Here is a 23,768-nt window from a genome sequence, read left to right as displayed (position 1 = left end):
AATGAATCAAGATCAAAACCAATCTGATCCGCAAAAACCTGAAAAACAAGAAGATCAAGTGGAGCCATCAACAGAGGAATTAACCACAAATAATACTCAAGAACAGGCACAGACTGAGCCAGCATCAGCCAATACAAACCCCGAGCAAAAGTCCAAAGCGATCAAGCTGATTGGGGGGCTTGCTCTCATTATTCTATTCATCGTGATTGCTTTTGGACTGTGGAAGGCCTATCAACCGAAAACGGTTGAAATCCAAGGTCGGGTTGAGGCAGAAACGATCCATGTTAGCACCAAAGTGCCAAGTCGAATTGATGAAATTTATGTACATGACGGACAGAAGATCAGCAAAAACCAAGAACTCGTTCGACTGTATAGCCCAGAAGTCGATGCCAAAAAACAGCAAGCATTGGCCAGCTTACAGGCTGCTTTAGCACTCCAGTCCACCGCTGACCGTGGCTCTCAGGAAGAAAATATTGCAAGTTTATACGCCAACTGGCAAGCACTGAAAGCACAGCAAACTTTGGCACAAACCACCTATCAACGTGGTACAAACTTGTATCAACAAGGTGTCATCTCACGCCAACGTCGCGATGAAATGCATGCTGCGGCACAATCAGCTGCTCAAATGACAGAAGCCGCATATCAACAATATGCTCGGGCTGAACGTGGCAGCACCCCACAACAAAAAAGTTCAGCAGATGCGCAAGTGCAAATTGCAAAAGCAGCTGTTGCTGAAGTCAATGCACTTGAAGCTGAAACCAAACTACTTTCACCCATTGACGGTACCGTGTCTAAAACCTATGGCAAACCCTCTGAATTGGTGGCGATGGGGGTGCCGATTGTCAGTATTATTCAAGATCACGAGCTTTGGGTATCACTGAATATTCGTGAAGACCAATACGCCAACATCTATCAAGCAAAACAAATTGAAGGCTTTATTCCAGCCTTAAATCTACATACCCACTTTAATATTAAGAATATTGATGCCGAAGGCGAATTTGCCACCATTAAGACCACACGCCAAACAGGAGGCTATGACATTCGTAGCTTTAAAGTTCATTTGACGCCTGCGCAAGCCATTCCAGACCTAAAAGTTGGCATGAGTGTGTTGTTTAAAGTCAAAGAGAGCAAATAATGCTAAGTGGGCTACTGCGGGAACTGAACTATTTACTGAAGCATAAGTGGGATCTATGTTTAGTCACGCTTGCCCCACTGTTTATCATCGTGCTGTTTTCCAGCATGTTTGCCCAAGGTAAACCCGAACATTTGCCTATTGCGATTATTGACCAAGACCAAAGTGAACTGAGCCAAAATATACAGCGCTACTTGAGACTCAACCATACTTTAGATGTCGCCATCGTCAGTGATCAAAATGCCGAAGTTGAAAAGTTGCTGAACCAAACCAAAGTTTGGGGTTACGTCAGTATTCCCCATGGTGCCGAACAACGTTTTGTTCAAGCTAAAGATGCTGAAATCAGCATTGCCTATAACCAAAGTTACTTTAGTGTGGGGAACACCATTTCATCAGCTATGTTACTCAGCACAGTTGAAGCCATGGCAGACTATGCTGGTGAAAGCTATTTAGAAAATACTATTCCTTATTTAGATGTACCTACACCACACGTTAAAATTTCGACCTTATACAACCCAAATTTGAGTTATGAGTTCTATTTAGAACCCTTTATGATTCCTGCGATTTTGCATTTACTACTCTGCTGCTGTGTCGCATTTTCAGTCGGTCAAGAATTTAAGTTTCATACAGCGCAAAATTGGCTAAACAACCAATCTGCTTTTAAAGCCATCCTCACGAAAAACCTGACCTATGTACTTATTTTTAGCTTATGGACATGGGCGTGGATGTTTTGGCTGATTGAGATTCGCGGTTGGTTTGTTGCAGGTCAACTTTGGTTGATCATGTTGGCACAGCTTTTATTTTATAGTGCCTATGCCTTGATCAGTAGCACCATTGTTTTAGCCACCAATAACTTATCCAAAACCTTTGGTTTAATTGCTGTGTACGGCGGCTCATCACTCAGTTTTGCAGGAGTGACGCTCCCCTTAAATAACGCACCACTGTTTACCAAATTTTGGGCCAATATTATCCCTTACACACCTTATGCCAAACTACAAACCGAACAATGGGTCATTGGTAGCCCAATCAGTTCATCGCTGTTACCTTTACTCATACTTATCCTCTATGTGGTCTTTTACGCTTTGACCTCTATCCTGCTCCTCAAAAAAAGAATCAAAGGAGCAGTGTCATGAAGTCATTTTTGCACTATTACATCAAGACATTTAAAGACATTATCGCCAATCAGTCGATTTTAACCACGCTCATCCTCTCGGTGATTTTCTATAGTGCTTTCTATCCGACTGCCTACAAAGCACAGCAAGCAGAAGCTTTGCCGATTGTGATTGTGGATGAAGAACAAAGTATCGTGACCAATAACATCATTCAGCAAGTTTCGCTCAGTCCAAATGTTGAAGTGAAAGCTGTGACAGGCAATTTCCTCGATGCTGAAAATATGATTAAACAACAGCAAGCCGATGGTATTTTGCTCTTACCCGAAAATCTTTCCAATAGTCTTCGGCATGGCGAAGTCGGTGGGATTGGGCTCTATCTCAGCGCGGCAAACTTTTTAAAAACCAAGCAAATTGGACTAGGTCTGGCCACCTCAATTGAAAATACTGTACGTGAGCATGTGGAAAAATTTGGCAATATTTCGCACTTTTCTCCAGCCATTTCCATTCATCAAACGCCGCTTTTTAACACCATGTCGGGTTATGGCAGTTATATTTTCCCCGCCATTGCTCCGCTGATTATTCATCAAACCATCGTGCTCGGTTTAGGAATGTTATTGGCCGGATACCGCGAACAGAAATGGCGACCAACGACGACAGAATTTTTTGCGATTTTTTGCGCCATTCTGACCATTGGTATGCTCGGTTGTTTATATTTATTTGGCTTTATTTATTGGTTAAATGACTACCCACATGGAGGAAATTTTAGTGGCATGTTACTGGCCGTGCCGATTTTTATAGGCTGTATCGTGGCTTTAGGCATGTTGATTTCAACATTTTTCGATATGCCTGAGCGTGCAGGACATGTCATTGTATTTACCTCTATTCCGCTATTTCTACTTTCAGGAACAGCATGGCCACACGCCGCAATGCCGGTTTGGATGCAACACTTGGGCAATGTTTTGCCATCGACCCAAGGGATTCAAATGTTTATTCAACTGAACCAAATGGGTGTACCAACTGCACTTATTCTGTCGAAACTACTCTATCTCTTTGTGTTTGGTATAGTTTGCGCAGCATTTGCTTATTGGCGTCTCAAGCATCGCTAAATTTTAGAACGTATTGATAGCAATCCTATCCATTTAATCCGTTGAAGCCCCATAAAGTTTGACATCAAAGCTGCGAATTTTTGTGCTTCCGCCGGCTTTGTCAAAACCAACATCATATTGAACTAGGTTTTTATTGCTATAAGCATACTCATAGGTAACTGCATACAAACTTGGTTTTTCTGTCGATTTTTCAATATGTTTCGATACAATTTTTTGAGTCGTTATGGCTTGTTTAGGAATCGATTTTGCAAATTTGCGCATGTCTTTTTCATGAGTTTTAAATTTACGCTGTAACTCTGGCTCAAAATAAGTATATAGCTGCGGAAAATCGCCCTGAGTAAAGGCTTGATAAGCCTGCTGAGCTGCTTTCTCTTGAGCAGGACTCGGATTTGGGATCGAATCCAATGCCTGTTGTCCCAATTTATCACACGCTGTTAAAGCCAACGCACAACTCAAAACCAGTAATTTTGCTTTCATAAAATCTTATCCACCACTCGGTCATCGCCAACACGAAAAAGGACGCCGAAGCGCCCTTTTCTTTTTCATTCAGTTAGTCTTCGTTCGATGTGTTGGTATCTGTTGTATTTTCAAATGCATCTACATTTACTTCGTCAACCACAGTTTCTTCAGTTGTTTCAATAGAAGCATCTAAAATATCATCTTCGACTTCAACTGCTTCAACAGCAACGACACCGACCAAGATTTCTTCATTACCTAAACGAATCAGACGTACACCTTGTGCATTACGACCCGTTCTAGCAACTTCAGAGGCACGAGTACGAACTAAAGTACCGCCATCAGAAATCAACATCAACTCTTTAGATTCATCAATGGCAACCGCACCAACCAACTCACCGTTACGTTCAGATGTTTTGATTGCAATGACGCCTTTACCACCACGTTTCTTGGTTGGGAAGTCATCAACTGGCGTACGTTTCCCATAACCATTTGCAGAAGCACACAGTACTTCGCCAGTTTCAGGCACAACAACCAATGAAACAATACGGCTCGCCACACTTAAATCAGAAGATTCTTCATCATCTGAATCTGTGTCGGTTTCACCATCATCTTCGGCCTGAGCTGCAGCTAAAGTGACGCGCATACCACGTACCCCTTTTGCAGTACGTCCCATCACACGTGCATCAGTTTCAGAGAAGCGAATTGCTTTACCTTCATTTGAGAACAACATGATTTGCTGTTCGCCATCGGTGATTGCAACACCAATCAAGGTATCTTCTTCTTTCAGCTCAATTGCACGTAAACCGTTTGAACGAACATTACTAAATTGCTCTAATTCAACACGCTTGACTGTACCAGATGCTGTTGCCATAAATACAAAGAAATTCTTACGCATTTTCTCTGCAAGATCAGCAAATTCAACAACGGTTTCATTGTCTAAATCAGTTGTTGAAAGCTCAACACCCAACTCTTTCAATTGCTTACGTAATGCATCAGAGAGTTCATCAGCATCTTCAGCCAACTCATCGAATGAAGCTTTTAACGCTTCATAATGCGCGTCGATAATACTATTTTCACGTAATGTCGCGACATTGCTACGCACAAAGTTTTTGAACTCAGCTAAGCGTTCTTTAAATTTCTTCGGCGCATCAATCACAGGAAGAATTGCTGTGATTGTCTCATCGGCATCTAGTGGCAATAAGTTCACCATTGGGCGACCTTTTGAACCACGCGATGCTTGAGGCACTTCAAACACTCTCAGGCGATAGACTTTACCAACATTGGTAAAGCACAACACTGTGGCATGGTTAGAGGTCACAATCAGATGCTGGATGTAGTCATCTTCTTTCATCGAGGTCGCAGATTTACCACGTCCACCACGACGCTGCGCAGCATAGTCTGAAAGTGGTTGAGTTTTCGCATAACCTGTTTTTGAAACAGTCAGTACCACTTGCTCTTCAGGAATTAAATCTTCACGCGAGAAGTCAATACGAGACTCAACAATTGCGGTACGACGAGCATCGCCGTATTGTTGCAAAATTAAAGCTAATTCTTCTTTAATCACTGCCATCAATAAATTGAAGTCATTTAAAATCGCTGTGAGTTCAGTAATTTGACCTAAAATTTCAGTATATTCAGCTTGTAACTTGTCTTGTTCAAGACCCGTTAAACGGTGCAAACGAAGCTCAAGAATCGCACCAACTTGCGCAGGCGATAAACGATAAATCTGACCATCTAAACCAAACGGACGACTTGGATCTTCACCTTCAATTTCGTCGGGACGTACAGAAACAGAACCTGCTTTTTCAAGCAATGCAATCACATTCCCTGCTGCCCACTCACCTGCTTGTAAACGCTCACGCGCCTCAGCTGGGTTTGCAGAAGTTTTAATGGTTTCAATGATCGCATCAATATTTGCTAATGCTACCGTCAAACCTTCTAAAATATGGCCGCGCTCACGTGCTTTGCGCAACTCAAACATAGTACGACGCGTCACTACTTCTTGGCGGTGACGAATAAATGCCGCAACAATGTCTTTCAAGTTCATTAACTTTGGCTGGCCGTTGTCTAAGCACACCATGTTAATGCTGAAAGAGTTTTCCAACTGCGTGTTTTGGAATAAGTTATTTACCACAACTTCAGCGTTTTCACCACGCTTTAAGTCAATGGCAATACGCATCCCGTCTTTGTCAGATTCATCACGTAGCTCAGAAATGCCTTCCAGTTTTTTCTCTTTCACCAACTCAGCAATACGTTCAATGGTTTTCGCTTTGTTGACTTGATATGGAATTTCTGTGAAAACGATCGTGGTACGACCTGTTTTTTGGTCTTCTTCAAAGTGGTATTTACCACGAATATGCAAACGACCTTTACCCGTACGGTAAGCATCAACAATGCCCGCTTTACCGTAAATAATGCCACCTGTAGGAAAGTCTGGACCCGAAATATATTCCATCAATCCTTCAATTGAAATATTTGGGTTTTCAGCATAGGCCAAACAAGCGTTCACTACTTCAGTCATGTTGTGCGGCGCCATATTGGTCGCCATACCCACAGCAATACCTGTAGTACCGTTAATCAGTAAGTTCGGAATACGCGTTGGCATCACTTGCGGAATACGTTCAGAGCCGTCGTAGTTGTCTTCCCAATCCACCGTATCTTTTTCAAGATCGGCAAGGATTTCATGAGTCAACTTACGCATACGAACTTCGGTATAACGCATCGCAGCTGCGCTATCACCATCGACCGAACCAAAGTTCCCCTGACCATCAACCAATTGATAACGCAAGCTAAAGTCTTGAGCCATACGAACAATGGTTTCATAAACAGCCAAATCACCGTGTGGGTGATATTTACCGATCACATCACCAACCACGCGGGCAGACTTTTTATAAGCTTTGTTGTAGTCATTACCCAATTCGTGCATTGCATAAAGCACACGACGATGAACAGGTTTTAGACCATCTCGAACATCTGGCAAAGCACGAGAAACAATCACGCTCATTGCATAGTCAAGATACGAGTTCTTGAGTTCATCCTCAATCGCAATCGGTCTGATTTCCGATACGCTCATGCATACTCCTTATTCTACAAACGTAAAACCGCTTGCATTTATATGTCGTAAAACTTGCAAAATTATTAGTTCAAAATACTGAACTAAAAACTGAAATATAGCCGCAAATTATAGCATAAACACTCTGATTTTTGTGTCACGTCACAACACTTAATCTCGTTAATTTTCTTTAATTTAGGGGTTATTTTTTACACATGTATAGGATACACATTTACAGCTCGATCACATTCCCTATTAACGTTGCGTAAAATGCAAAAAAGCCCTCATTTTTGAGAGCTTTAAGCCATGTCTTGCCTATCTTTGAACTTACTGATCGATCTCTTGCTTATCGCGCTGCATAATATGAAATGCCACCATAAACAAGCCCAGTATTAAAGGAAACTCATATAGCTCCTCCATCAGGTCTTTATATGCAATCTGATGTAAGAAAATTCCACCATAAATGCGACTGTGTTCAATGCCGTCAGAAATAATCAAACCCAACACCGTGAGCAGCATTGCCCAAGCAGGTATCGTAATGTTCTTCATTTTTATCGCAATCTCATGGCGCAATGGTTTAACCAACAACATAAATACGACTGAACCAATCAAAACCACCGAGATGCCACGAAAATATACTTTTGGGACTTCAGGGAAATAGTCCCTACCCCAACTGGTGCTACGTCCAAACAAAAGCAACCACCACAGCACAGCCCAGATCCAAAAATACTTTTTACCATCAGAAAGACGCATTGGCTGCATGTAAAAATAGCTAAATACAGCAAATATCAATAAAAGTAATGCTTGAATATTTTCGACGCCACGTACAACAGCACCACCTAAAAGTGGAAACTGCAGATCAGCTAAAAATGGAAAAATTAGACACAGAACAGCAAGGATCAGAACAGACCAAGATACACGCGTATCAATCAGCAAGATTACAACTCCCAACTTAACAAAAAATGTTTTGTGTAAGTTAAGCTTAAAAATGGATGGCAAATAGTATCATAAATCTGAATATTCAGATGCACACTCATCTTAAGAAATGCTTAAATTTTCATTATTATTTGCAAAATACAAGGACTTAAAATAACAAAATAAATATCGAGTGATTTTGATTTTTTATAATATTGAGATTGATTTACGCACATAAAAAAACGCTCCTGCACATGACAGCTAAGCATTGCTTAAACTGCTTGCACAAAAGCGTTTTTTGAAACGTTGTCAGGAATTAGATTTTAGATACTAACTCTGGAACAACGGTATTCAAATCACCTACTAACCAGTAATCTGCTACTGCATTGATAGGTGCTTCTTCGTCTTTGTTGATCGCAACGATCACTTTAGAGTCTTTCATACCTGCCAAGTGCTGGATTGCACCAGAGATACCTACAGCGATATACAGATCAGGCGCAACAATTTTACCTGTTTGACCTACTTGCATGTCGTTTGGAACGAAACCAGCGTCAACCGCAGCACGTGATGCACCTTGAGCAGCGCCCAATTTGTCAGCCAATGGATCAAGAACAGTATGGTAGTTCTCACCTGAACCCACACCACGACCACCTGAAACCACAATACGCGCAGCAGTTAATTCTGGGCGTTCAGATTTCACGATCTCTTCAGCAACAAACTTAGAGATACCCGCATCTTTTGCTTCGCTTACAGCTTCAACCGCAGCAGAACCACCTTCAGCAGCAACTGGGTCAAATGCTGTACCACGTACAGTACCAACAATGATTGCTTCATCAGACTGAACTGTTGCAATCGCGTTACCTGCATAGATTGGACGCTTGAACGTATTTGCAGATTCAACAGCAATGATGTCTGTAATCATGCTCACGTCAAGAAGAGCAGCAACACGTGGAAGAATATTCTTACCCGTTGTAGTTGATGCAGCCAATACGTGTTTGAAACCACCTTTAGCAATATCTGCAACCAAAGCTGCAACGTTTTCAGCCAATTGGTTTGCATAAACTGCGTTGTCAGCAAGTAATACTTTGCTTACACCCGCAACTTTTGCAGCAGCATCAGCAACAGCTTGAGCGCCAGAACCAGCAACTAATACAGTGATATCACCACCGATTTTTTGAGCTGCAGCAACAACGTTTAAAGTTACACCATTTAGTGCTTTGTTGTCGTGCTCAGCGATAACTAAAATACTCATGATTTTATCCTTCTGTATTAGATCACTTTCGCTTCATTTTTTAGTTTTTCTACAAGTTCGTCTACAGACTTCACTTGTACGCCAGCTTTACGTTCAGCAGGCGCTTCAACTTTAACTGTTTTAAGTTTAGTTGTTGTAGAAACACCAAAATCAGCAGGAGACTTCGTATCCAGCGGTTTTTTACGCGCTTTCATGATGTTTGGAAGAGCAGCATAACGTGGCTCGTTCAAACGTAAGTCAGTGGTGATGATCGCTGGAAGTGCAAGTTCAACAGTTTGTAAACCACCGTCGATTTCACGAGTTACTTGTACTTTGTCGCCATCAACTTTAACTTCAGAAGCAAAAGTACCTTGACCTGCACCTAAAAGCGCACCAAGCATCTGGCCGACTTGGTTAGAGTCATCATCAATTGCTTGCTTACCAAGAAGAATCAACTGAGGTTGTTCAGCGTCAACAACGCCTTTCAACACTTTCGCAATTTCTAAAGCACCCAGTTGGCTGTCATCAGCTTCAACTAAAATACCGCGGTCAGCACCAAGCGCCATAGCAGAACGGATTTGCTCTTGCGCTTCTTTAGGACCAATAGAAACAACGATGATTTCTGAAACAGTTCCTTTTTCTTTTAAGCGAACCGCTTCTTCCACTGCGATTTCACAGAATGGGTTAATTGACATTTTAACGTTGGTTAAGTCAACACCACTGTTGTCCGGCTTAACGCGAACTTTAACGTTGGCATCAACCACACGTTTTACAGCAACAAGAGCCTTCATGTAATCCTCGGCTGTTTTAGCAAATGTAAATGTTGAGAAAAGTTAGTTTAACTCTTCACTTAAATTTTTTTAGGTGCCCTATCTTGCAATGTGTACGGCATTTCGGTCAAGTCACAATTCACCAAAGAGCTGTAAAAATGCGTAAATTTAGCTGAACGACGCGTTCATACTTTTTTGTACGCACTATATTTGCACAAAATCGCACTCAGATTAAGTTATGATTTTTATTATATTTTTATCTGATTTACATTATTCAAAGATTTGATTTCTTTTCTCTAATATTCACCATCAAATAGATTATTGACTGTCTGTTCACATCTTTATCAGGCTTCACAAATCTGTCATTTAAGATAGATCACACAGCCTTAGATTCAAATACTCATTATTCTAGATATACGATGACACAATATTGCTGCTTTATTAACCATTCTAAAAAACTTCCTCAAAAAAAAAGCATGCCATTTTGACATGCTTCTCTGAGTTTAATTGGCAATCAGCCATGTCGCGGCCAATGCCAGCAAACCACCTGAAGTACCATCAATCCATTTTTGTTTACGTTCATCTATTGGGGACTTCTGTGTCAGTTTTGCAAAAACCAGACTCAAACTACAGTAGACCACAAAAATCATCGCGATAAAAAGTAAAGATAAAATCAAACCTTGACTGACAGTGTTGGCAGATTTGTCGATAAATTGCGGCAAGATCGCAAAATAGATAAGCATACCTTTGGGATTTAATAGTGCAGTAAAAAAGCCTTTTTTGATCAAGTTATTTTCCGTTTTTCGGTCTAGTTGCAATTTTTTAGTACTAAAAACCGACTTTAATAAACCAAAGGCCAAATACAACAAATATGCAATGCCTAACCAGCGGATGGTTTCAAATAAAAGCGGGAAAGACACAATAATGGCAGCAATACCCAAAGCCACTAAAATTGAATGTAGTAAATAGCCTGTACATACGCCGACAGTCGCCATCATGCCTGCTTTTGCATCTTTGCCCATAACTTGAGACAGAATAAATAACATATCTGGCCCAGGTGTAAAAATCAGCGGCAGCACGGTCAGTGCAAAGAGTACATATACAGACATTTCCTTTCCCCTTTCATCCATTAGAAAGTGAAAATTAGTATGTGCGAAATAATACAAAATTGGCTTTCAATTTATTCTATAATAAAACGTATTTTTCAAATTATATTCTAAGATATGAAACAATCACCAAAGTCTGTGCGCATAAAACTTGACCGTATTGATAAAAATATCATTCGCCACTTACAAGACAATGGTCGTATTCAAAATAATGACTTAGCACGAGAAATCGGTCTATCACCGTCTTCATGCCTAAGACGCGTCAAACTATTAGAAGAAGCAGGTGTTATTCAAAATTATACCACAGTGGTCGATCCACAAAAAATTGGCCTTCAACTGATTCTGTTCTCACGTATTTGGCTGGTCGGTCAAGATGCCGAAACCATCGACACCTTTATTGAAGCCATGAAAGAGCTCCCTCAAGTCATGGAATGCTACATTATTTTAGGGGAATGCGATGCAATGCTGAAAGTTGTAGTACCTGATTTAGAAAGTTATCGCGAGTTCCAATCCACACATTTGACCAAAAAGAATGGCATTACCAGTGTCAAAACAGACTTGCCAAGTCAAATCATTAAACAAAGTTTCCAACTCCCACTTGATGAAATCTAATGTCAACGCATTTAAAGTTTGCGATAGAAACGGCGCGTTTACGTCTAAGGGCTTGGCGCGCAGATGACTTTCCTGCATTTGCACAGTTAAATGCCAATGCTCAAGTGATGCGTTATTTTCCTAGTTCACTCACACAAACAGAAAGCGATGCCCTTGCGCAAACGTTTCAGCAATTCATCAATCAAAATGGTTGGGGCTTCTGGGCAGTTGAACTAAAGCATAGTCAGGAATTCATTGGATTTACAGGTTTACATGCTCAACCTGAACGCTTTGATTTTTCACCCTGTGTCGAAATCGGTTGGCGATTGGACTCGAAGTTTTGGCATCAGGGCTATGCTACAGAAGCTGCACGGGCTTGCCTATATTTCGCTTTTTCGGTTTTAGACTTGGATGAGGTTGTTGCTTTTACCGCAGTTCAAAATAGGGCTTCTGAAGCGGTAATGAAACGTCTCGGCATGCAACATCGGGGCTATTTTAATCATCCTAAACTTGATCAAAATAGCCCACTGCTTCGATATACGCTCTATGCCATTAAGCCAACTGACTTTCTAAAAAATCACGATGAATATGACTTAAATCAATCAATTCATATTGTCCAAGATTAAAAATTTTCCAGACTTCAAGAAAGTCGTCTTTTAAATCAATGCTATTTGAGGGTTGTGCAGTCGCTTGCCACTGTAAATCGGAAATCCATAAATAGTATTGCCCAGTCTCTGCATTAAAAGCCTGAACTTTACCTGCTGCATTGACACCTTGAACAAATGCATTTTCAGGCAGTACAGGCTCAATATTGGCTAAACTAATTTCAACAAAGTGTTTGACCTGACGCAAACCATAGCCCGCAAAAATATCTTTTTGCGCGGAGCTGAGTTGATCATACTTTGCTTGTATATCTGAAATCATATACTGACCTATTTTCACATTTGTCATCTTCAATATAAGCTTAAATCTACCGTTTCATTAAACTGGAACATTAAGCCCATCCTCTTTTAAGTTTATACTCTATTTTTTGCCGATTTATTATTCTACAAAAGTTCATAATCACACTTTTTCTAACAAAAGTGAGCGATCATTGCTACTTATTGATCTAGTTGATTCAAGCAAGAATAATGCCAAATCTCACAGTCCATCCTAGCGCTTTCATAGATATCCCCTAATGTGTTTACGCCGTTTGTTCTGACCTTTGGCATATAACCTAAAACACAGTGCTATAGTGCATGCATTCTGTGACACTATTTTTAAAGTATGAATGAACTAATTTTTCACCTTTTGCTGTGCTCGTGGATGTGTCTGATCATACACTTGAGCCAGTCTGTCAAAATCGACATGGGTATAAATTTGGGTGGTACTTAAGTTACTGTGGCCTAACATTTCCTGCACTGCGCGCAAATCACCACTGTTTGACAGCATGTGACTAGCAAAACAATGACGGAGTAAATGCGGATGCAGATCGATATTTACGCCTGCACGCTGTGCCTGAAACTTGACCCGATTTTCAATCTGGCGCATCCCCAAAGGATTGCCCTTTTGAGTAATAAAAACTTGTGCATCGGGCACAAAATCACCATTCCACAGCGGATAAATGCTCAGCCATTTCATTACTGCATCTTTGGCTTTAGAACCAAAAGGCACAACCCGAGTTTTATTACCCTTACCTGTAATACGCAGTAACTGTCGGTTAAAGTCGATATCTTTAATTCTTAAGCCTTGCACTTCCGCTAAGCGTAATCCACTGGAATAAAGCAGCTCAAGCAAAGCTTTGTCTCGATACCACATTTGCTGTTCGACTTCTTTCTCAGGCAAGGCCTGATCCAAAATTTGATTGATGGTTTCAATATCCACTAGACCTGGTAAAGGACGAGGTTTACGTTTAAGTTGAAAGTCATCGGCAGGATTAAAAGCCAAATGTTGCCCCTGCTCAGCCCATTTCATAAACTGACGAATAGAGGACAACATCCGCTGTAAACTACTAGAGCTCAACTGTTGATATTCAACTTTTTGTGCAATAAATTCTCGCAAATCAGTAGCTTCAACATCGCCCAACTCAAGCTTTTTCTGTTCGCAAAATAGCAGAAATTCAGACACATCTCGTTCATAAGCCTGCAAAGTATGGGTAGACTGATTTTGTATTTCTCGTTGTTTTAACCACATCGCGAGCAGTTGCATGGGCTCAAAAGTCACAAGTCAGCCTCTATAGTTCTATTCTGTGGAAGATTGATTTTCTTTTGCATAGTAGCACTGTCTCAGCTCTTTCTATACCTATGTACATTTTTCATAAAAAAAGCACTGATGAATCAGTGCTTCTTGTGTGACGCTAAACTTAGTTTTGATAGTAACTCAGATCGATACGTCCTTCGTAGACATTTGAGGTTGGTCCCGTCATCCAAACCACATCACCTTCACGCCATTCAATATGCAACTTACCACCTGCGAGCTCAATCTCAACAGATGAATCGAGTAAACCACGGCGCATACCTGAAATCGCAGCCGCACAAGCTCCAGTTCCACAGGCCAAGGTTTCGCCTACACCCCGTTCAAACACACGTAAGCGCGCATGCTTTTCATCAATGATTTGCATAAACCCAGCATTCACACGCTGCGGAAAACGCTCATGCGATTCAACCTGAGGCCCTAGACGTGCAACATCAGCTGTGATTACGTCGGGAACAATTGTAACTGCATGAGGGTTACCCATATTCACCACATCAATGGTCAATTGCTCATTGTTCGTCAAAGCAATGTCATACAAAGCTTCTGGTGCATCCGCAATAAATGGAATTTCCTGTGGCAAGAACTTTGGATAACCCATATTCACACGTACCCAGCCATTTTGACCGAGTTCAGGTTCTACAATTCCAGCCTTGGTTTGCACTTTAATCTTGGTCTTTGTAGTGAGCTGGCGCTCATGTACAAACCGTGCAAAGCAACGCACGCCATTACCACATTGTTCAACTTCAGAACCATCGGCATTGAAAATTCGGTATTTGAAATCGACATTAGGTAAATCGGGTGGCTCAACAATCAATAACTGATCAAAACCGATGCCGAAATGACGATCCGCCAAGCGCTGAATCGTAACAGTATCAAGGAATGCTCTTTGGCTGATTAAATCAACCACCATAAAGTCATTGCCTAGACCATGCATTTTGGTAAATTCTAATAACATCTTGAATTATCCTTCAGGCAATAAACGTTCTTTGTCCCAAAGCGACTCAATGGTTTCACGCTCACGAATCAAATGTGCGTTTTCACCATCCACCATTACTTCAGCGGCACGACCGCGACTGTTGTAATTTGAACTCATGACAAAACCATAAGCGCCAGCACCCAATACCGCCAGTACGTCATTTTCTTTGAGTGCAAGCAGACGCTCTTTACCCAAGAAATCACCTGTTTCACAAATCGCACCAACCACATCCCACTCTTTTGCCTCGACATCTGAACGCGGGGTAACGAGCTGAATATCCATCCATGCTTCATACAGTGCAGGACGAATCAAGTCGTTCATGGCTGCATCAATAATCGCAAAGTTACGGTGAATAGTCGGTTTGAGTAAATCAACTTTGGTCAGGAGGACCCCTGCATTTGCCGAAATACTACGTCCTGGTTCCATATACACTTTCAAACCCAATTTTTCTAAAGCGGGCTTCATTGCATTGGCATATTCAAAAACGGTAGGCGGTACTTCATCTTTATAGGTCACGCCTAAACCACCACCAATATCGATGTGTTTCAACTGAATACCCATGGTTTTCAGCTGATCGATCATCACAATCACACGATCTAGCGCATCCACAAAAGGCTGTGTTTCGGTCAACTGGGAACCAATATGGCAGTCAATACCAATAATATCTAAATTCGGCAGCGTTGCAGCATATTGATAGGTTTCAAACACCGTATCTGAAGGAATACCAAATTTATTTTCTTTTAAGCCTGTTGAAATATAAGGATGCGTTTTCGCATCTACATCTGGATTGACTCGCAGTGAAATGGGTGCTTTTTTGCCGAGCTTCGCTGCAACTTTTTGAATACGATCTAGCTCGGCATGAGACTCGACATTGAAGCATGCAATACCCACTTCTAATGCTTTTTGAACATCGATCTCAGTTTTACCTAAACCCGAAAAGACAATTTTAGAAGCATCGCCACCCGCTTTTAGTACACGAGCCAGTTCTCCGCCGGTCACAATATCAAAACCTGCACCGAGCTTCGCAAGGACATTCAATACCGCAATGTTTGAGTTCGACTTGACCGCAAAACAAATTTGATGATCGATAAAGTCAAAAGCACGATCCATCTCTGTAAAGTGTTTTTCAAAAGTCGCTTTTGAATAAACATACAGTGGTGTACCAAATTGCTGCGCAAGCTGTTGCAGCGAGCATTGCTCAGCGTGCAAAACCCCATGATTGCGGGTAAAACTCATGAATGTATCCTTTCTATGAAGCGTTTAAGGTATTAAGGCTGATTGGTTTCAACTGAAGGTGCAGCAAACTCTTGCTTAACGGGCGCTGTATCTTCCTTTTGTACAGACGGCTTAGATGCTGCGTCTTTATAAAGCAAATATTTCGCTCGCTTGTCGTAGTTTGGATCATTTGGCATATGTAATGTACCAGACTGACCACAACCGACGAATGCAGTACTCATCACCAAGACACTGATGCAGCAAATGACAGAACGCATCTGATCACCTATTTGATATTTTGAAGAAGTATAACCTGATCAACATACATGACCAAACCACTAAGCGCTAAAGATTATAGTGAGTTAAAAAAAAACGCCAGTTAAAGACTGGCGTTTTTCTCAATCGCATCGATTATTTATGTTTCGGTTTGTAGAAACCAAAATAACCAATAATCAAAATGATGAACCAAATCGGACTCACCATTAAAGCTTTCATGGTATCGGCTTCTAGTGATAACACATAGATCACACCAATAAAGAAAACAATCACAAACCAACAGGTAAACAGACCACCCGGTAGCTTAAAGGTCGATTTTACATGTAACTCTGGACGTGTTTTGTAATACACAATGTAGCTCCAGATAATCATAATCCAGACGCAGATAAACAAAATCGTCGACAGTGTAGTTGCCAAAGTAAAGGCTTCAACAGTATTTGGTACAAAGTACTGTAGTGCAGCACCTAACAGTAAACAAATGGCTGAAAAGTACAATGCATTTGCAGGAACAGCACGCTTGTTTAAGTGGCTAAATGCTTTTGGCCCTTGATCTTCACGAGACAAACCAAACAACATACGCGACGTTGAAAACACACCACTGTTCATTGATGACATCACAGAAGACAATACCACCAAGTTCATGATGATTGCTGCTGCTGCAATACCCGCTTGACTAAACAAGTTCACAAAAGGCGAAACCGCTGGATCAATCACGTTCCATGGTGTCACTGACATCACAATCACTAAAGACAGTACATAGAAAACAATGATACGAATTGGAATCGAGTTCACCGCTTTAGGCAAATTTTTCTCTGGGTCTTTGGTTTCAGCAGCCGTGGTACCGACCAGCTCTACACCTACAAAGGCAAAGATCGCAATTTGGAAACCAGCAAGGAAGCCTGTCACGCCTGTTGGGAACATTCCTCCATGTGACCAAAGATGACTAAATGATGCAATTTCACCCGTCGTTGAAGTGAACCCTGTAAAGATCATCCATAGACCAACGGCAATCAACACCACAATGGCAATAATCTTAATCAGTGCAAACCAGAACTCCAGCTCACCAAACAGTTTCACCGTGACCAAGTTCAAGCCCATGATGAACACAATGGCCGCAACACTGATCATCACCCCTTCCCCAGGTGTGAACGGCATCCCTCCATTAAAGAACTGAAGGTAATAAATAATGGCTGATAAGTCCGCGATACCAATCGTGATCCAACATAGCCAATAGGTCCAGCCAACGAAATAGCCTGCCCACGGCCCAATCAAATCGGTAGAGAAATCGATAAACGATTTGTACTTCAAGTTAGACAGCAGTAATTCGCCAAGCGCGCGCATGACCAAAAACACCATAAAACCAATAATCATGTAAATGATTAAAATAGATGGCCCAGCGAGACTAATCGTCTTCCCCGACCCCATAAATAAACCTGTACCAATCGCACCGCCAATCGCAATGAGTTGTAAATGGCGGTTGGATAAACTCCGTTTTAAATCACCTTGTTCAGAGGTCGATTCTGTATTTTCTAAACTCATTCTTGATGTCGTCTTTTATTTCCAGTCGCCAAAATTACCCGAAAAGAACAAAAAAATAAAAATAAAATTGTATTAATCTATATTTTCAACATCTTTTGAAAAGTTAATTAATTTTTCTTATATTTAACACGACAAAGGACACGTAAAAGTTCCTGTTGAAAAAATCAGCAAAACACTTGTCAAAAATAAATTTCCGTGTAACAAATACAACAAGACTAAAAATCAATAAAAAATCGTGCAGGAAGCATGACTGTGGCATATCAATTGCTTAATAAAACTCAAAATTTTTCTAGAAATTTCAAGTTTTAAAACATAGAGGACTAAAAGAAAAATGAATACACAAAGTTTACAAACTTTTATGGAAACCATCAGTGGTTGGGTCTGGGGACCCTATATGTTGGTCCTCATTGTCGGAACAGGGATATTCCTCACATTACGCTTGTTCTTCTGGCAAATCCGCATGTTGCCTCTGGCCTTTAAACAAGTATTTGGCAAACATGACCAAGCACATTCTCATACTGGAGATATTTCCCACTTTGCATCCCTCATGACAGCACTCTCTGCCACCATTGGTACGGGTAATATCGCTGGTGTTGCAACCGCTTGTGTCCTTGGTGGCCCAGGTGCGGTGTTTTGGATGTGGATGACAGCCCTGTTCGGTATGGCAACCAAATATGGTGAAGGCGTACTGGCAGTTAAATACCGAATCAAAAATGAAAAAGGTGAAATGTCTGGCGGTCCAATGTACTACATTGAACGCGGCCTAAAATGGAAATGGTTAGCACTGATTTTTGCACTATTTGGCACCTTGGCGTCTTTTGGGATTGGTAGTTCAGTACAATCCAACACAGTTGCGCTCGCTGTTGAAAACAGTACGGGAGTTGCAACATGGATCACAGGTATCGTCATTACGGTATTTTCTGCTTTGGTTATTTTAGGCGGGATTAAATCTATTTCTAAAGCCGCTTCTTTCATCGTTCCGATTATGGCGATTGGCTATGTCCTCGGTGGCCTCATTATTATCTTCAACCATCTTGAACTCGTCATGCCTGCACTTGAACTGATCTTCCGTGATGCCTTTACGGGTGAAGCTGTAGCAGGTGGCGCAATTGGTGCTGTCATTCGTTACGGTGTCGCTCGTGGCGTCTTCTCAAATGAAGCAGGGATGGGTTCGGCGCCGATCGCCGCAGCTGCTGCAAAAACCGACCACCCTGCACGTCAAGGCTTAGTCTCAATGACAGGTACGTTTATCGATACCATTATCGTCTGTAGTATTACAGGGATCGTTTTGGTTATGGGCTTTATTATGGCGGGCAATAGTTTTGGTGGCGAAACAGGCGCGGTATTAACTACCCATACTTTTAACCAATTACTGCCGGGTGTTGGAGGCTGGATCGTGACTTTTGGTATTGTGTTCTTCGCTTATTCCACCATTTTAGGTTGGTGCTATTACGGCGAAAAATGCTGTACTTATTTACTCGGTGAAAAGTATGTGCTGTTGTACCGTCTCATTTACATCGCATCAGTCTTTATTGGTTGTGTAGCATCACTTGATTTAGTCTGGCTATTTGCTGACACCTTTAATGGTTTAATGGCGGTTCCAAACTTAATTGCCTTGTTATTGCTGTCGACGGTGATTGTGAAAGAGTCACGTGATTTTGTCGAAAAACGTAAATCAGGTGAGTTGTACTAAGGCTATTTTCAAAGCACATTTTTAAAATCTTCAATAGTTAAGCCACCTTCGGGTGGCTTTTTGATTCAGAGCATTCATTTCAAATGCAATCCTCTGTATGCTGTTGAACCATCGAATACTCCAAATAGTGCATCAAATAAAGCATGGCAAAAGCAAAAAGTGTTTACCGCTGTGAACAATGTGGCGCTGACCATTCAAAATGGGCGGGTCAATGTTCTGAATGTGGAGAATGGAATAGTCTAGTTGAAGTCAATATTGCACCTGCAGTCACACATCGTGCGCAGCCCAAAATGGGGGGCGGCTATGCAGGTCAAGCTGCTGCTATTAGCACCTTAAATCAAATTTCAGTTTCACATGAGACTCGACTGGCTACAGGAATTGGTGAGTTTGATCGTGTGCTTGGCGGTGGTCTCGTCACGGGTTCCGTGGTACTGATTGGCGGTGATCCGGGCATTGGGAAATCGACCATTTTATTGCAAACAGCAACGCATATGGCCGCGGCCAACAGTGCGGCATTGTATGTCACAGGTGAAGAATCACTTTCTCAAGTAGCTTTGCGTGCAAATCGTCTTGATCTACCCACAGATAAACTCAAAGTCATGGCTGAAACCTGTGTTGAGCGGATATGTGAAATGCTTGCCCACGAGCGTCCCGCCGTGGCAATTTTAGATTCCATTCAAACCCTATATACCGAAACACTCCAGTCAGCGCCGGGCGGCGTTTCTCAAATTCGCGAGTCCGCAGCTTTACTGACACGTTTTGCTAAAAATAGTGGTACAGCCTTGTTCATTGTCGGACACGTCACCAAAGAAGGTGCACTGGCTGGCCCGCGTGTGCTTGAACATATGGTGGACTGTGTTCTGTACTTTGAAGGTCAGTCCGACTCACGTTATCGGATGATTCGTGCCGTTAAAAATCGTTTTGGTGCAGTCAATGAACTCGGGGTTTTTGGCATGACCGATAAAGGATTAAGAGAAGTGGCGAATCCTTCAGCCATTTTCCTAAGTCGTTATGATGAAGCCATTGCAGGCTCAATCGTGATGATCAGCCGTGAAGGCACACGTCCTCTGTTGGTTGAGGTTCAAGCTTTGGTTGATGATGCACATGGTCAACCGCGCCGAGTCGCCTTAGGTTTAGAACAAAACCGTTTAAATATGCTCTTGGCGGTAATGCATCGCCATGGTGGCGTGCAAACATCTGGACAAGATGTCTATGTCAACGTTGTCGGTGGTTTAAAAATCACGGAAACAGGCTCTGACTTGGCTGTCTTATTGGCCTGTGCCTCTAGCCTGCGAGGTAAAGCGCTGCCACAACAACTGGCTGTTTTTGGTGAAGTAGGGCTCTCCGGGGAAATTCGCCCAGTCCCCAATGGACAGGAACGCTTAAAAGAAGCCATTAAACATGGTTTTAAGTACATTATTCTACCGCGAGGCAACGCACCGCAAAAAGACATTGCTGGGGTGAAGGTCATCGCTGTGGCGCGCTTACATGAGGCGCTCACTGAAGCCATGGGCTTAAGTGACGAACTCAACTAAGCTAAATTCCATTCGTTTGGATTTCTCATAAAATAAACACGTTTTTTATTGAAATTTAGGCTGAAAGACTGCATAAAGGTAGAGTTAAAATTTATTTTTTATAGAGTAGGAAAATTTGATGGAAGTTCGACAGCGTGGTTTGATTGCTGGTTTTTTAACAGCGGCTCTTTTAGTTGCACCCTTAGCCGCAGAAGCTAAACGTGCAGGTGGTGGTAAAAGCCACGGCATGAGCCGTCAAGCTGCACCAACTCAGTCTTATCAACAACCTCGTCAAGCAACTCCAGTTCAACAACCTAGCGCGCCTGCTACGGCTCCAGCTAAATCTGGTCCAGGCGTCGGCGGTATGGTTGCGGCTGGTGTAGCTGGTGCTGCAATTGGTGCTGTTGCTGCAAATGCATTGGCAGATGATAACTCTGCTTCTCAAGCGCAAGCACAGGAAGAAAAAGGTGGTATTCCGAGCTGGATTTGGATTCTTCTTGCCGCTGCTGTTGCCTTCTTCATTTTCCGTAAAATGGGCGCAAAAAAAAAAGTAGCAGCTAATCCATACGCGCCAAACAATGGTTCAACTCAAGCACCGTTTGGCCAACAAGCTGCACCACGTACATCAAATGACAATAGCAATATTTTTGGTCAGTCTGTAGGTGGTTCAGCTGCTACACCACAAAACAACGCACCTTTTGGCGCTGCCTATACCAATAGTGGTAGTCAGCTGCCAGACGGTACAGAACCTGCGGCTTTCTTACGTATTGCTCGTCAACGTTTCAATCATATTCAGTCGATGAACACTGCAAGTAACATTTCTGAAATTCAGCGTTACTTAACACCTGATCTTTACCAGTCTATGTATCAAGACATTATGGCGAATCAAGATCAAGATGTAGCTGAGTTTTCAAACCTTAATGCGATGGTTGCGGACTCTGCGACAGAAAATAGCCAATACGTGGTTAGCGTACGTTTTACTGGTACAGTAAGTGAAGATCTCAACAGCTTACCGCAACCTTTTGCTGAAGTTTGGCACTTTGTAAAACCAGCTGGTTCTACCCAAGACTGGCTCGTTGCGGGTATCCAACAAGAAGCATAATTTCTAGATATATAAAAACAGCGACTTCGGTTGCTGTTTTTTTGTGCCTTAATAAATCCTCCGATCGATTCAACCGAGTCATCAGCGCCTCGCTTAAACAAAAACACCATCAAAAACGATAACAGCAATGGTTTTTTAAAAGTTACGCTCAACATTTCCTAGAAGTAAAACTATCATCGATGTTAAATAAGAAGCGTAATGAGAGGCTGTACAATGCACCCTCAGCCACACACTTTCATTTTACTTAGACTTATATTTCCACTCCACATAAGTTAATCGCGTTATGAATGCTTGATGCCATTGGGCAATATGTAAAAATAAGTGAGCTTTGATTTTCGACTCAAACTAAGATCATCATTTACCAATCTTAGGCATTTAAAATGCACAAGGTTTTCTACTGATCATGCTCTGCATTTAATATTTACACTGTAAATCATCTACACATAAAAAATGCCTCTATAAAAGAGGCATTTTTATTTACGTTTTTTAGTCTTATTCAGGTAATGGGATAAATTGAGAGTCCTGATTTTGCTCTTTTCTTTCCCCAACAACCACAGCAACATCTAAAGGTTTGCCATCGCGCTCAAGTGAAATCTGAATGGTGCTATTCGGCGGTTGTAGAGCCACAAAATTAATCAAATGTGAGGTTGAAGTAATCACTTCATCATTCACTTTCACAATCTTGTCGCCTTTCTTTAAACCAGCTTTTGCAGCAGGTCCCGTTTTTAATACGTCCGCGACAACCACACCTGGCCCTTTAGGCTCTAGAATATTGACTTGTTCAACAGGCAATAAACTGATACCTAGCCAACCACGTACCACACGGCCGTCTTTAAGAATAGAGTTCAGTACTTGCTGGCAAATTCTTGCAGGAATGGCAAAACCAATACCTAAAGACCCACCTGACTGAGAGAAAATTGCTGTATTCACTCCAATCAAATTCCCCGCGACATCAATCAAAGCACCGCCAGAATTGCCGGGATTAATCGCAGCATCGGTTTGAATGAAGTCTTCATAAGTGTTAATACCCAGGTCAGAGCGTCCTGTAGCAGAGATAATACCCTGCGTAACGGTTTGACCTACGCCAAATGGGTTGCCAATAGCCAAGACCACATCACCCACTTCGTTGCCACTTAGCTTAAAGGGTAAAACAGGCAGATTTGCCAGCTCAATTTTAATCACAGCCAAATCGGTATCGGGGTCGGTACCAATCACTTTTGCCACTGCACGACGACCATCTTGCAATGCCACAACAATTTGATCAGCTTGAGCAATTACATGGTTGTTTGTCAAAATATAACCATCTGGGCGAACAATAACACCTGAACCCAAACTGTTTTCATTTTTATTTTGGCTAAACTGATCTGGAATTTGATTGCCAAAAAATTCACGGAACGCAGGATCATTGAGTAACGGATGGTCAAGCTGTTTGACTTTTTGCGTGGTAAAAATATTTACTACTGCTGGTGCAGCCACTTTCACTGCAGCGCTATAAGAAACTACACCACCGGTACGCGTGGTGTTAATTAAAGGCTCCACCTTTTCAGCAGGCATTTTAATCCCATCGGACGCCACAGGCGCTTTTGGCTTTTGATACTGCTGCCAAGCAAAAAATCCAGCAATGACTAAAATGAGTAATACCCAAGGTAACCAGGAAAAGGTCCTGCGCACGATTTCACCCTCTAAAATGTTTTAATTCATTGATGACTAAGTAATTTATGCCTATTGTAAAGCGAAATTCAAGCCG

General features: G+C 41.9%; 21 protein-coding genes. 8 read left to right on the top strand and 13 right to left on the bottom strand.

Annotated features, from left to right (window positions below):
* The first annotated feature begins 1 nt into the window (after position 1).
* The 3 genes from HYI04_RS01965 to HYI04_RS01955 are packed head-to-tail and all read left to right on the top strand — an operon-like array spanning position 2 to position 3,350.
* Entirely contained in the window at positions 2–1,135 is a 1,134-nt protein-coding gene (locus tag HYI04_RS01965; protein ID WP_130234922.1) for an HlyD family secretion protein, read from the top strand.
* The gene (locus HYI04_RS01960) at positions 1,135–2,265 is read left to right on the top strand and encodes an ABC transporter permease (RefSeq protein WP_130234921.1); all 1,131 of its coding nucleotides are present in this window, start codon (positions 1,135–1,137) and stop codon (positions 2,263–2,265) included. The genes HYI04_RS01965 and HYI04_RS01960 overlap by 1 nt, the downstream gene beginning before the upstream one ends.
* Positions 2,262–3,350 (top strand): ABC transporter permease, encoded by a 1,089-nt coding sequence (locus HYI04_RS01955; RefSeq protein WP_130234920.1) that lies wholly within the window; start codon positions 2,262–2,264, stop codon positions 3,348–3,350. The genes HYI04_RS01960 and HYI04_RS01955 overlap by 4 nt, the downstream gene beginning before the upstream one ends.
* Positions 3,351–3,383: 33 nt before the next feature.
* On the opposite strand, the gene HYI04_RS01950 is transcribed toward HYI04_RS01955, so the two are convergent.
* The 6 genes from HYI04_RS01950 to HYI04_RS01925 form a co-directional block, all read right to left on the bottom strand.
* The gene (locus HYI04_RS01950; protein ID WP_004982555.1) at positions 3,384–3,827 is read right to left on the bottom strand and encodes a hypothetical protein; all 444 of its coding nucleotides are present in this window, start codon (positions 3,825–3,827) and stop codon (positions 3,384–3,386) included.
* A 73-nt stretch (positions 3,828–3,900) separates the two neighbouring features.
* Positions 3,901–6,882 (bottom strand): DNA gyrase subunit A, encoded by a 2,982-nt coding sequence (gene gyrA / locus HYI04_RS01945; protein ID WP_178895802.1) that lies wholly within the window; start codon positions 6,880–6,882, stop codon positions 3,901–3,903.
* Between the two features lie 306 nt (positions 6,883–7,188).
* Entirely contained in the window at positions 7,189–7,797 is a 609-nt protein-coding gene (locus tag HYI04_RS01940) for a hypothetical protein (RefSeq protein ID WP_178895801.1), read from the bottom strand.
* A 295-nt stretch (positions 7,798–8,092) separates the two neighbouring features.
* Positions 8,093–9,028, bottom strand: a complete 936-nt coding sequence (locus HYI04_RS01935; protein WP_010327223.1) for an FAD-binding protein — start codon at positions 9,026–9,028, stop codon at positions 8,093–8,095.
* A gap of 17 nt (positions 9,029–9,045) precedes the next feature.
* On the bottom strand, positions 9,046–9,798 hold the full coding sequence (locus HYI04_RS01930) for an electron transfer flavoprotein subunit beta/FixA family protein (protein ID WP_005400499.1): 753 nt from the start codon (positions 9,796–9,798) through the stop codon (positions 9,046–9,048).
* Between the two features lie 482 nt (positions 9,799–10,280).
* On the bottom strand, positions 10,281–10,886 hold the full coding sequence (locus HYI04_RS01925) for a LysE family translocator (RefSeq protein WP_010327224.1): 606 nt from the start codon (positions 10,884–10,886) through the stop codon (positions 10,281–10,283).
* A gap of 114 nt (positions 10,887–11,000) precedes the next feature.
* Here HYI04_RS01925 and HYI04_RS01920 point away from each other — a divergent pair, with 114 nt between their 5' ends.
* Both HYI04_RS01920 and HYI04_RS01915 read left to right on the top strand, forming a co-directional pair.
* Positions 11,001–11,495, top strand: coding sequence for an Lrp/AsnC family transcriptional regulator (locus HYI04_RS01920; protein ID WP_004695793.1), 495 nt, complete (start codon positions 11,001–11,003; stop codon positions 11,493–11,495).
* Complete coding sequence (locus tag HYI04_RS01915; RefSeq protein ID WP_010327225.1) at positions 11,495–12,100, top strand: GNAT family N-acetyltransferase; 606 nt, start codon at positions 11,495–11,497, stop codon at positions 12,098–12,100. The genes HYI04_RS01920 and HYI04_RS01915 overlap by 1 nt, the downstream gene beginning before the upstream one ends.
* Here HYI04_RS01915 and HYI04_RS01910 read toward each other — a convergent pair.
* The 6 genes from HYI04_RS01910 to HYI04_RS01885 form a co-directional block, all read right to left on the bottom strand.
* Positions 12,027–12,425 (bottom strand): hypothetical protein, encoded by a 399-nt coding sequence (locus tag HYI04_RS01910; protein ID WP_010327226.1) that lies wholly within the window; start codon positions 12,423–12,425, stop codon positions 12,027–12,029. The genes HYI04_RS01915 and HYI04_RS01910 overlap by 74 nt on opposite strands.
* A gap of 324 nt (positions 12,426–12,749) precedes the next feature.
* The gene (locus HYI04_RS01905) at positions 12,750–13,661 is read right to left on the bottom strand and encodes a tyrosine recombinase XerC (RefSeq protein WP_035330499.1); all 912 of its coding nucleotides are present in this window, start codon (positions 13,659–13,661) and stop codon (positions 12,750–12,752) included.
* Between the two features lie 154 nt (positions 13,662–13,815).
* Positions 13,816–14,661: a diaminopimelate epimerase gene (gene dapF, locus HYI04_RS01900; RefSeq protein WP_010327228.1), complete on the bottom strand. Its 846-nt coding sequence runs from the start codon at positions 14,659–14,661 to the stop codon at positions 13,816–13,818.
* Between the two features lie 6 nt (positions 14,662–14,667).
* Positions 14,668–15,918, bottom strand: a complete 1,251-nt coding sequence (lysA, locus tag HYI04_RS01895; RefSeq protein ID WP_010327229.1) for a diaminopimelate decarboxylase — start codon at positions 15,916–15,918, stop codon at positions 14,668–14,670.
* Positions 15,919–15,950: 32 nt separating this feature from the next.
* Positions 15,951–16,175, bottom strand: coding sequence for a hypothetical protein (locus tag HYI04_RS01890; protein ID WP_010327230.1), 225 nt, complete (start codon positions 16,173–16,175; stop codon positions 15,951–15,953).
* Positions 16,176–16,308: 133 nt separating this feature from the next.
* Positions 16,309–17,712, bottom strand: coding sequence for an amino acid permease (locus HYI04_RS01885; protein WP_010327231.1), 1,404 nt, complete (start codon positions 17,710–17,712; stop codon positions 16,309–16,311).
* A 331-nt stretch (positions 17,713–18,043) separates the two neighbouring features.
* On the opposite strand from HYI04_RS01885, the gene HYI04_RS01880 reads away from it, so the two are divergent.
* From HYI04_RS01880 to HYI04_RS01870, 3 genes are all read left to right on the top strand, one after another.
* Positions 18,044–19,405 carry a sodium:alanine symporter family protein gene (locus HYI04_RS01880; protein WP_005400491.1) on the top strand — a complete coding sequence of 454 codons (1,362 nt, stop codon included), beginning with the start codon at positions 18,044–18,046 and terminating at the stop codon, positions 19,403–19,405.
* A 143-nt stretch (positions 19,406–19,548) separates the two neighbouring features.
* Positions 19,549–20,940: a DNA repair protein RadA gene (radA, locus tag HYI04_RS01875; protein ID WP_004982587.1), complete on the top strand. Its 1,392-nt coding sequence runs from the start codon at positions 19,549–19,551 to the stop codon at positions 20,938–20,940.
* Positions 20,941–21,058: 118 nt separating this feature from the next.
* A complete protein-coding gene (locus HYI04_RS01870; protein ID WP_010327232.1) occupies positions 21,059–22,021 on the top strand; it encodes a Tim44 domain-containing protein in 963 nt (320 codons plus the stop codon).
* Positions 22,022–22,513: 492 nt separating this feature from the next.
* On the opposite strand, the gene HYI04_RS01865 is transcribed toward HYI04_RS01870, so the two are convergent.
* Positions 22,514–23,692 (bottom strand): S1C family serine protease, encoded by a 1,179-nt coding sequence (locus tag HYI04_RS01865; protein WP_010327233.1) that lies wholly within the window; start codon positions 23,690–23,692, stop codon positions 22,514–22,516.
* Positions 23,693–23,768 lie beyond the last annotated feature (76 nt).

This window comes from Acinetobacter sp. SwsAc2 (genome assembly GCF_013391465.1).
In the GTDB taxonomy this organism is placed as follows: domain Bacteria; phylum Pseudomonadota; class Gammaproteobacteria; order Pseudomonadales; family Moraxellaceae; genus Acinetobacter; species Acinetobacter johnsonii.
The sequence above is the reverse complement of the archived record's forward strand: the minus strand, read 5'-3'. Positions and strand labels throughout refer to the sequence as shown.

What these genes read in the sequence shown, in the direction of transcription:
- HYI04_RS01965 (WP_130234922.1), top strand. Translation starts at nt 2, where the DNA reads ATGAATCAAGATCAAAACCAATCTGATCCGCAAAAACCTGAAAAACAA.
- HYI04_RS01960 (WP_130234921.1), top strand. Translation starts at nt 1,135, where the DNA reads ATGCTAAGTGGGCTACTGCGGGAACTGAACTATTTACTGAAGCATAAG.
- HYI04_RS01955 (WP_130234920.1), top strand. Translation starts at nt 2,262, where the DNA reads ATGAAGTCATTTTTGCACTATTACATCAAGACATTTAAAGACATTATC.
- HYI04_RS01950 (WP_004982555.1), bottom strand. Translation starts at nt 3,827, where the DNA reads ATGAAAGCAAAATTACTGGTTTTGAGTTGTGCGTTGGCTTTAACAGCG.
- gyrA (WP_178895802.1), bottom strand. Translation starts at nt 6,882, where the DNA reads ATGAGCGTATCGGAAATCAGACCGATTGCGATTGAGGATGAACTCAAG.
- HYI04_RS01935 (WP_010327223.1), bottom strand. Translation starts at nt 9,028, where the DNA reads ATGAGTATTTTAGTTATCGCTGAGCACGACAACAAAGCACTAAATGGT.
- HYI04_RS01930 (WP_005400499.1), bottom strand. Translation starts at nt 9,798, where the DNA reads ATGAAGGCTCTTGTTGCTGTAAAACGTGTGGTTGATGCCAACGTTAAA.
- HYI04_RS01925 (WP_010327224.1), bottom strand. Translation starts at nt 10,886, where the DNA reads ATGTCTGTATATGTACTCTTTGCACTGACCGTGCTGCCGCTGATTTTT.
- HYI04_RS01920 (WP_004695793.1), top strand. Translation starts at nt 11,001, where the DNA reads ATGAAACAATCACCAAAGTCTGTGCGCATAAAACTTGACCGTATTGAT.
- HYI04_RS01915 (WP_010327225.1), top strand. Translation starts at nt 11,495, where the DNA reads ATGTCAACGCATTTAAAGTTTGCGATAGAAACGGCGCGTTTACGTCTA.
- HYI04_RS01910 (WP_010327226.1), bottom strand. Translation starts at nt 12,425, where the DNA reads ATGACAAATGTGAAAATAGGTCAGTATATGATTTCAGATATACAAGCA.
- HYI04_RS01905 (WP_035330499.1), bottom strand. Translation starts at nt 13,661, where the DNA reads ATGCAACTGCTCGCGATGTGGTTAAAACAACGAGAAATACAAAATCAG.
- dapF (WP_010327228.1), bottom strand. Translation starts at nt 14,661, where the DNA reads ATGTTATTAGAATTTACCAAAATGCATGGTCTAGGCAATGACTTTATG.
- lysA (WP_010327229.1), bottom strand. Translation starts at nt 15,918, where the DNA reads ATGAGTTTTACCCGCAATCATGGGGTTTTGCACGCTGAGCAATGCTCG.
- HYI04_RS01890 (WP_010327230.1), bottom strand. Translation starts at nt 16,175, where the DNA reads ATGCGTTCTGTCATTTGCTGCATCAGTGTCTTGGTGATGAGTACTGCA.
- HYI04_RS01885 (WP_010327231.1), bottom strand. Translation starts at nt 17,712, where the DNA reads ATGAGTTTAGAAAATACAGAATCGACCTCTGAACAAGGTGATTTAAAA.
- HYI04_RS01880 (WP_005400491.1), top strand. Translation starts at nt 18,044, where the DNA reads ATGAATACACAAAGTTTACAAACTTTTATGGAAACCATCAGTGGTTGG.
- radA (WP_004982587.1), top strand. Translation starts at nt 19,549, where the DNA reads ATGGCAAAAGCAAAAAGTGTTTACCGCTGTGAACAATGTGGCGCTGAC.
- HYI04_RS01870 (WP_010327232.1), top strand. Translation starts at nt 21,059, where the DNA reads ATGGAAGTTCGACAGCGTGGTTTGATTGCTGGTTTTTTAACAGCGGCT.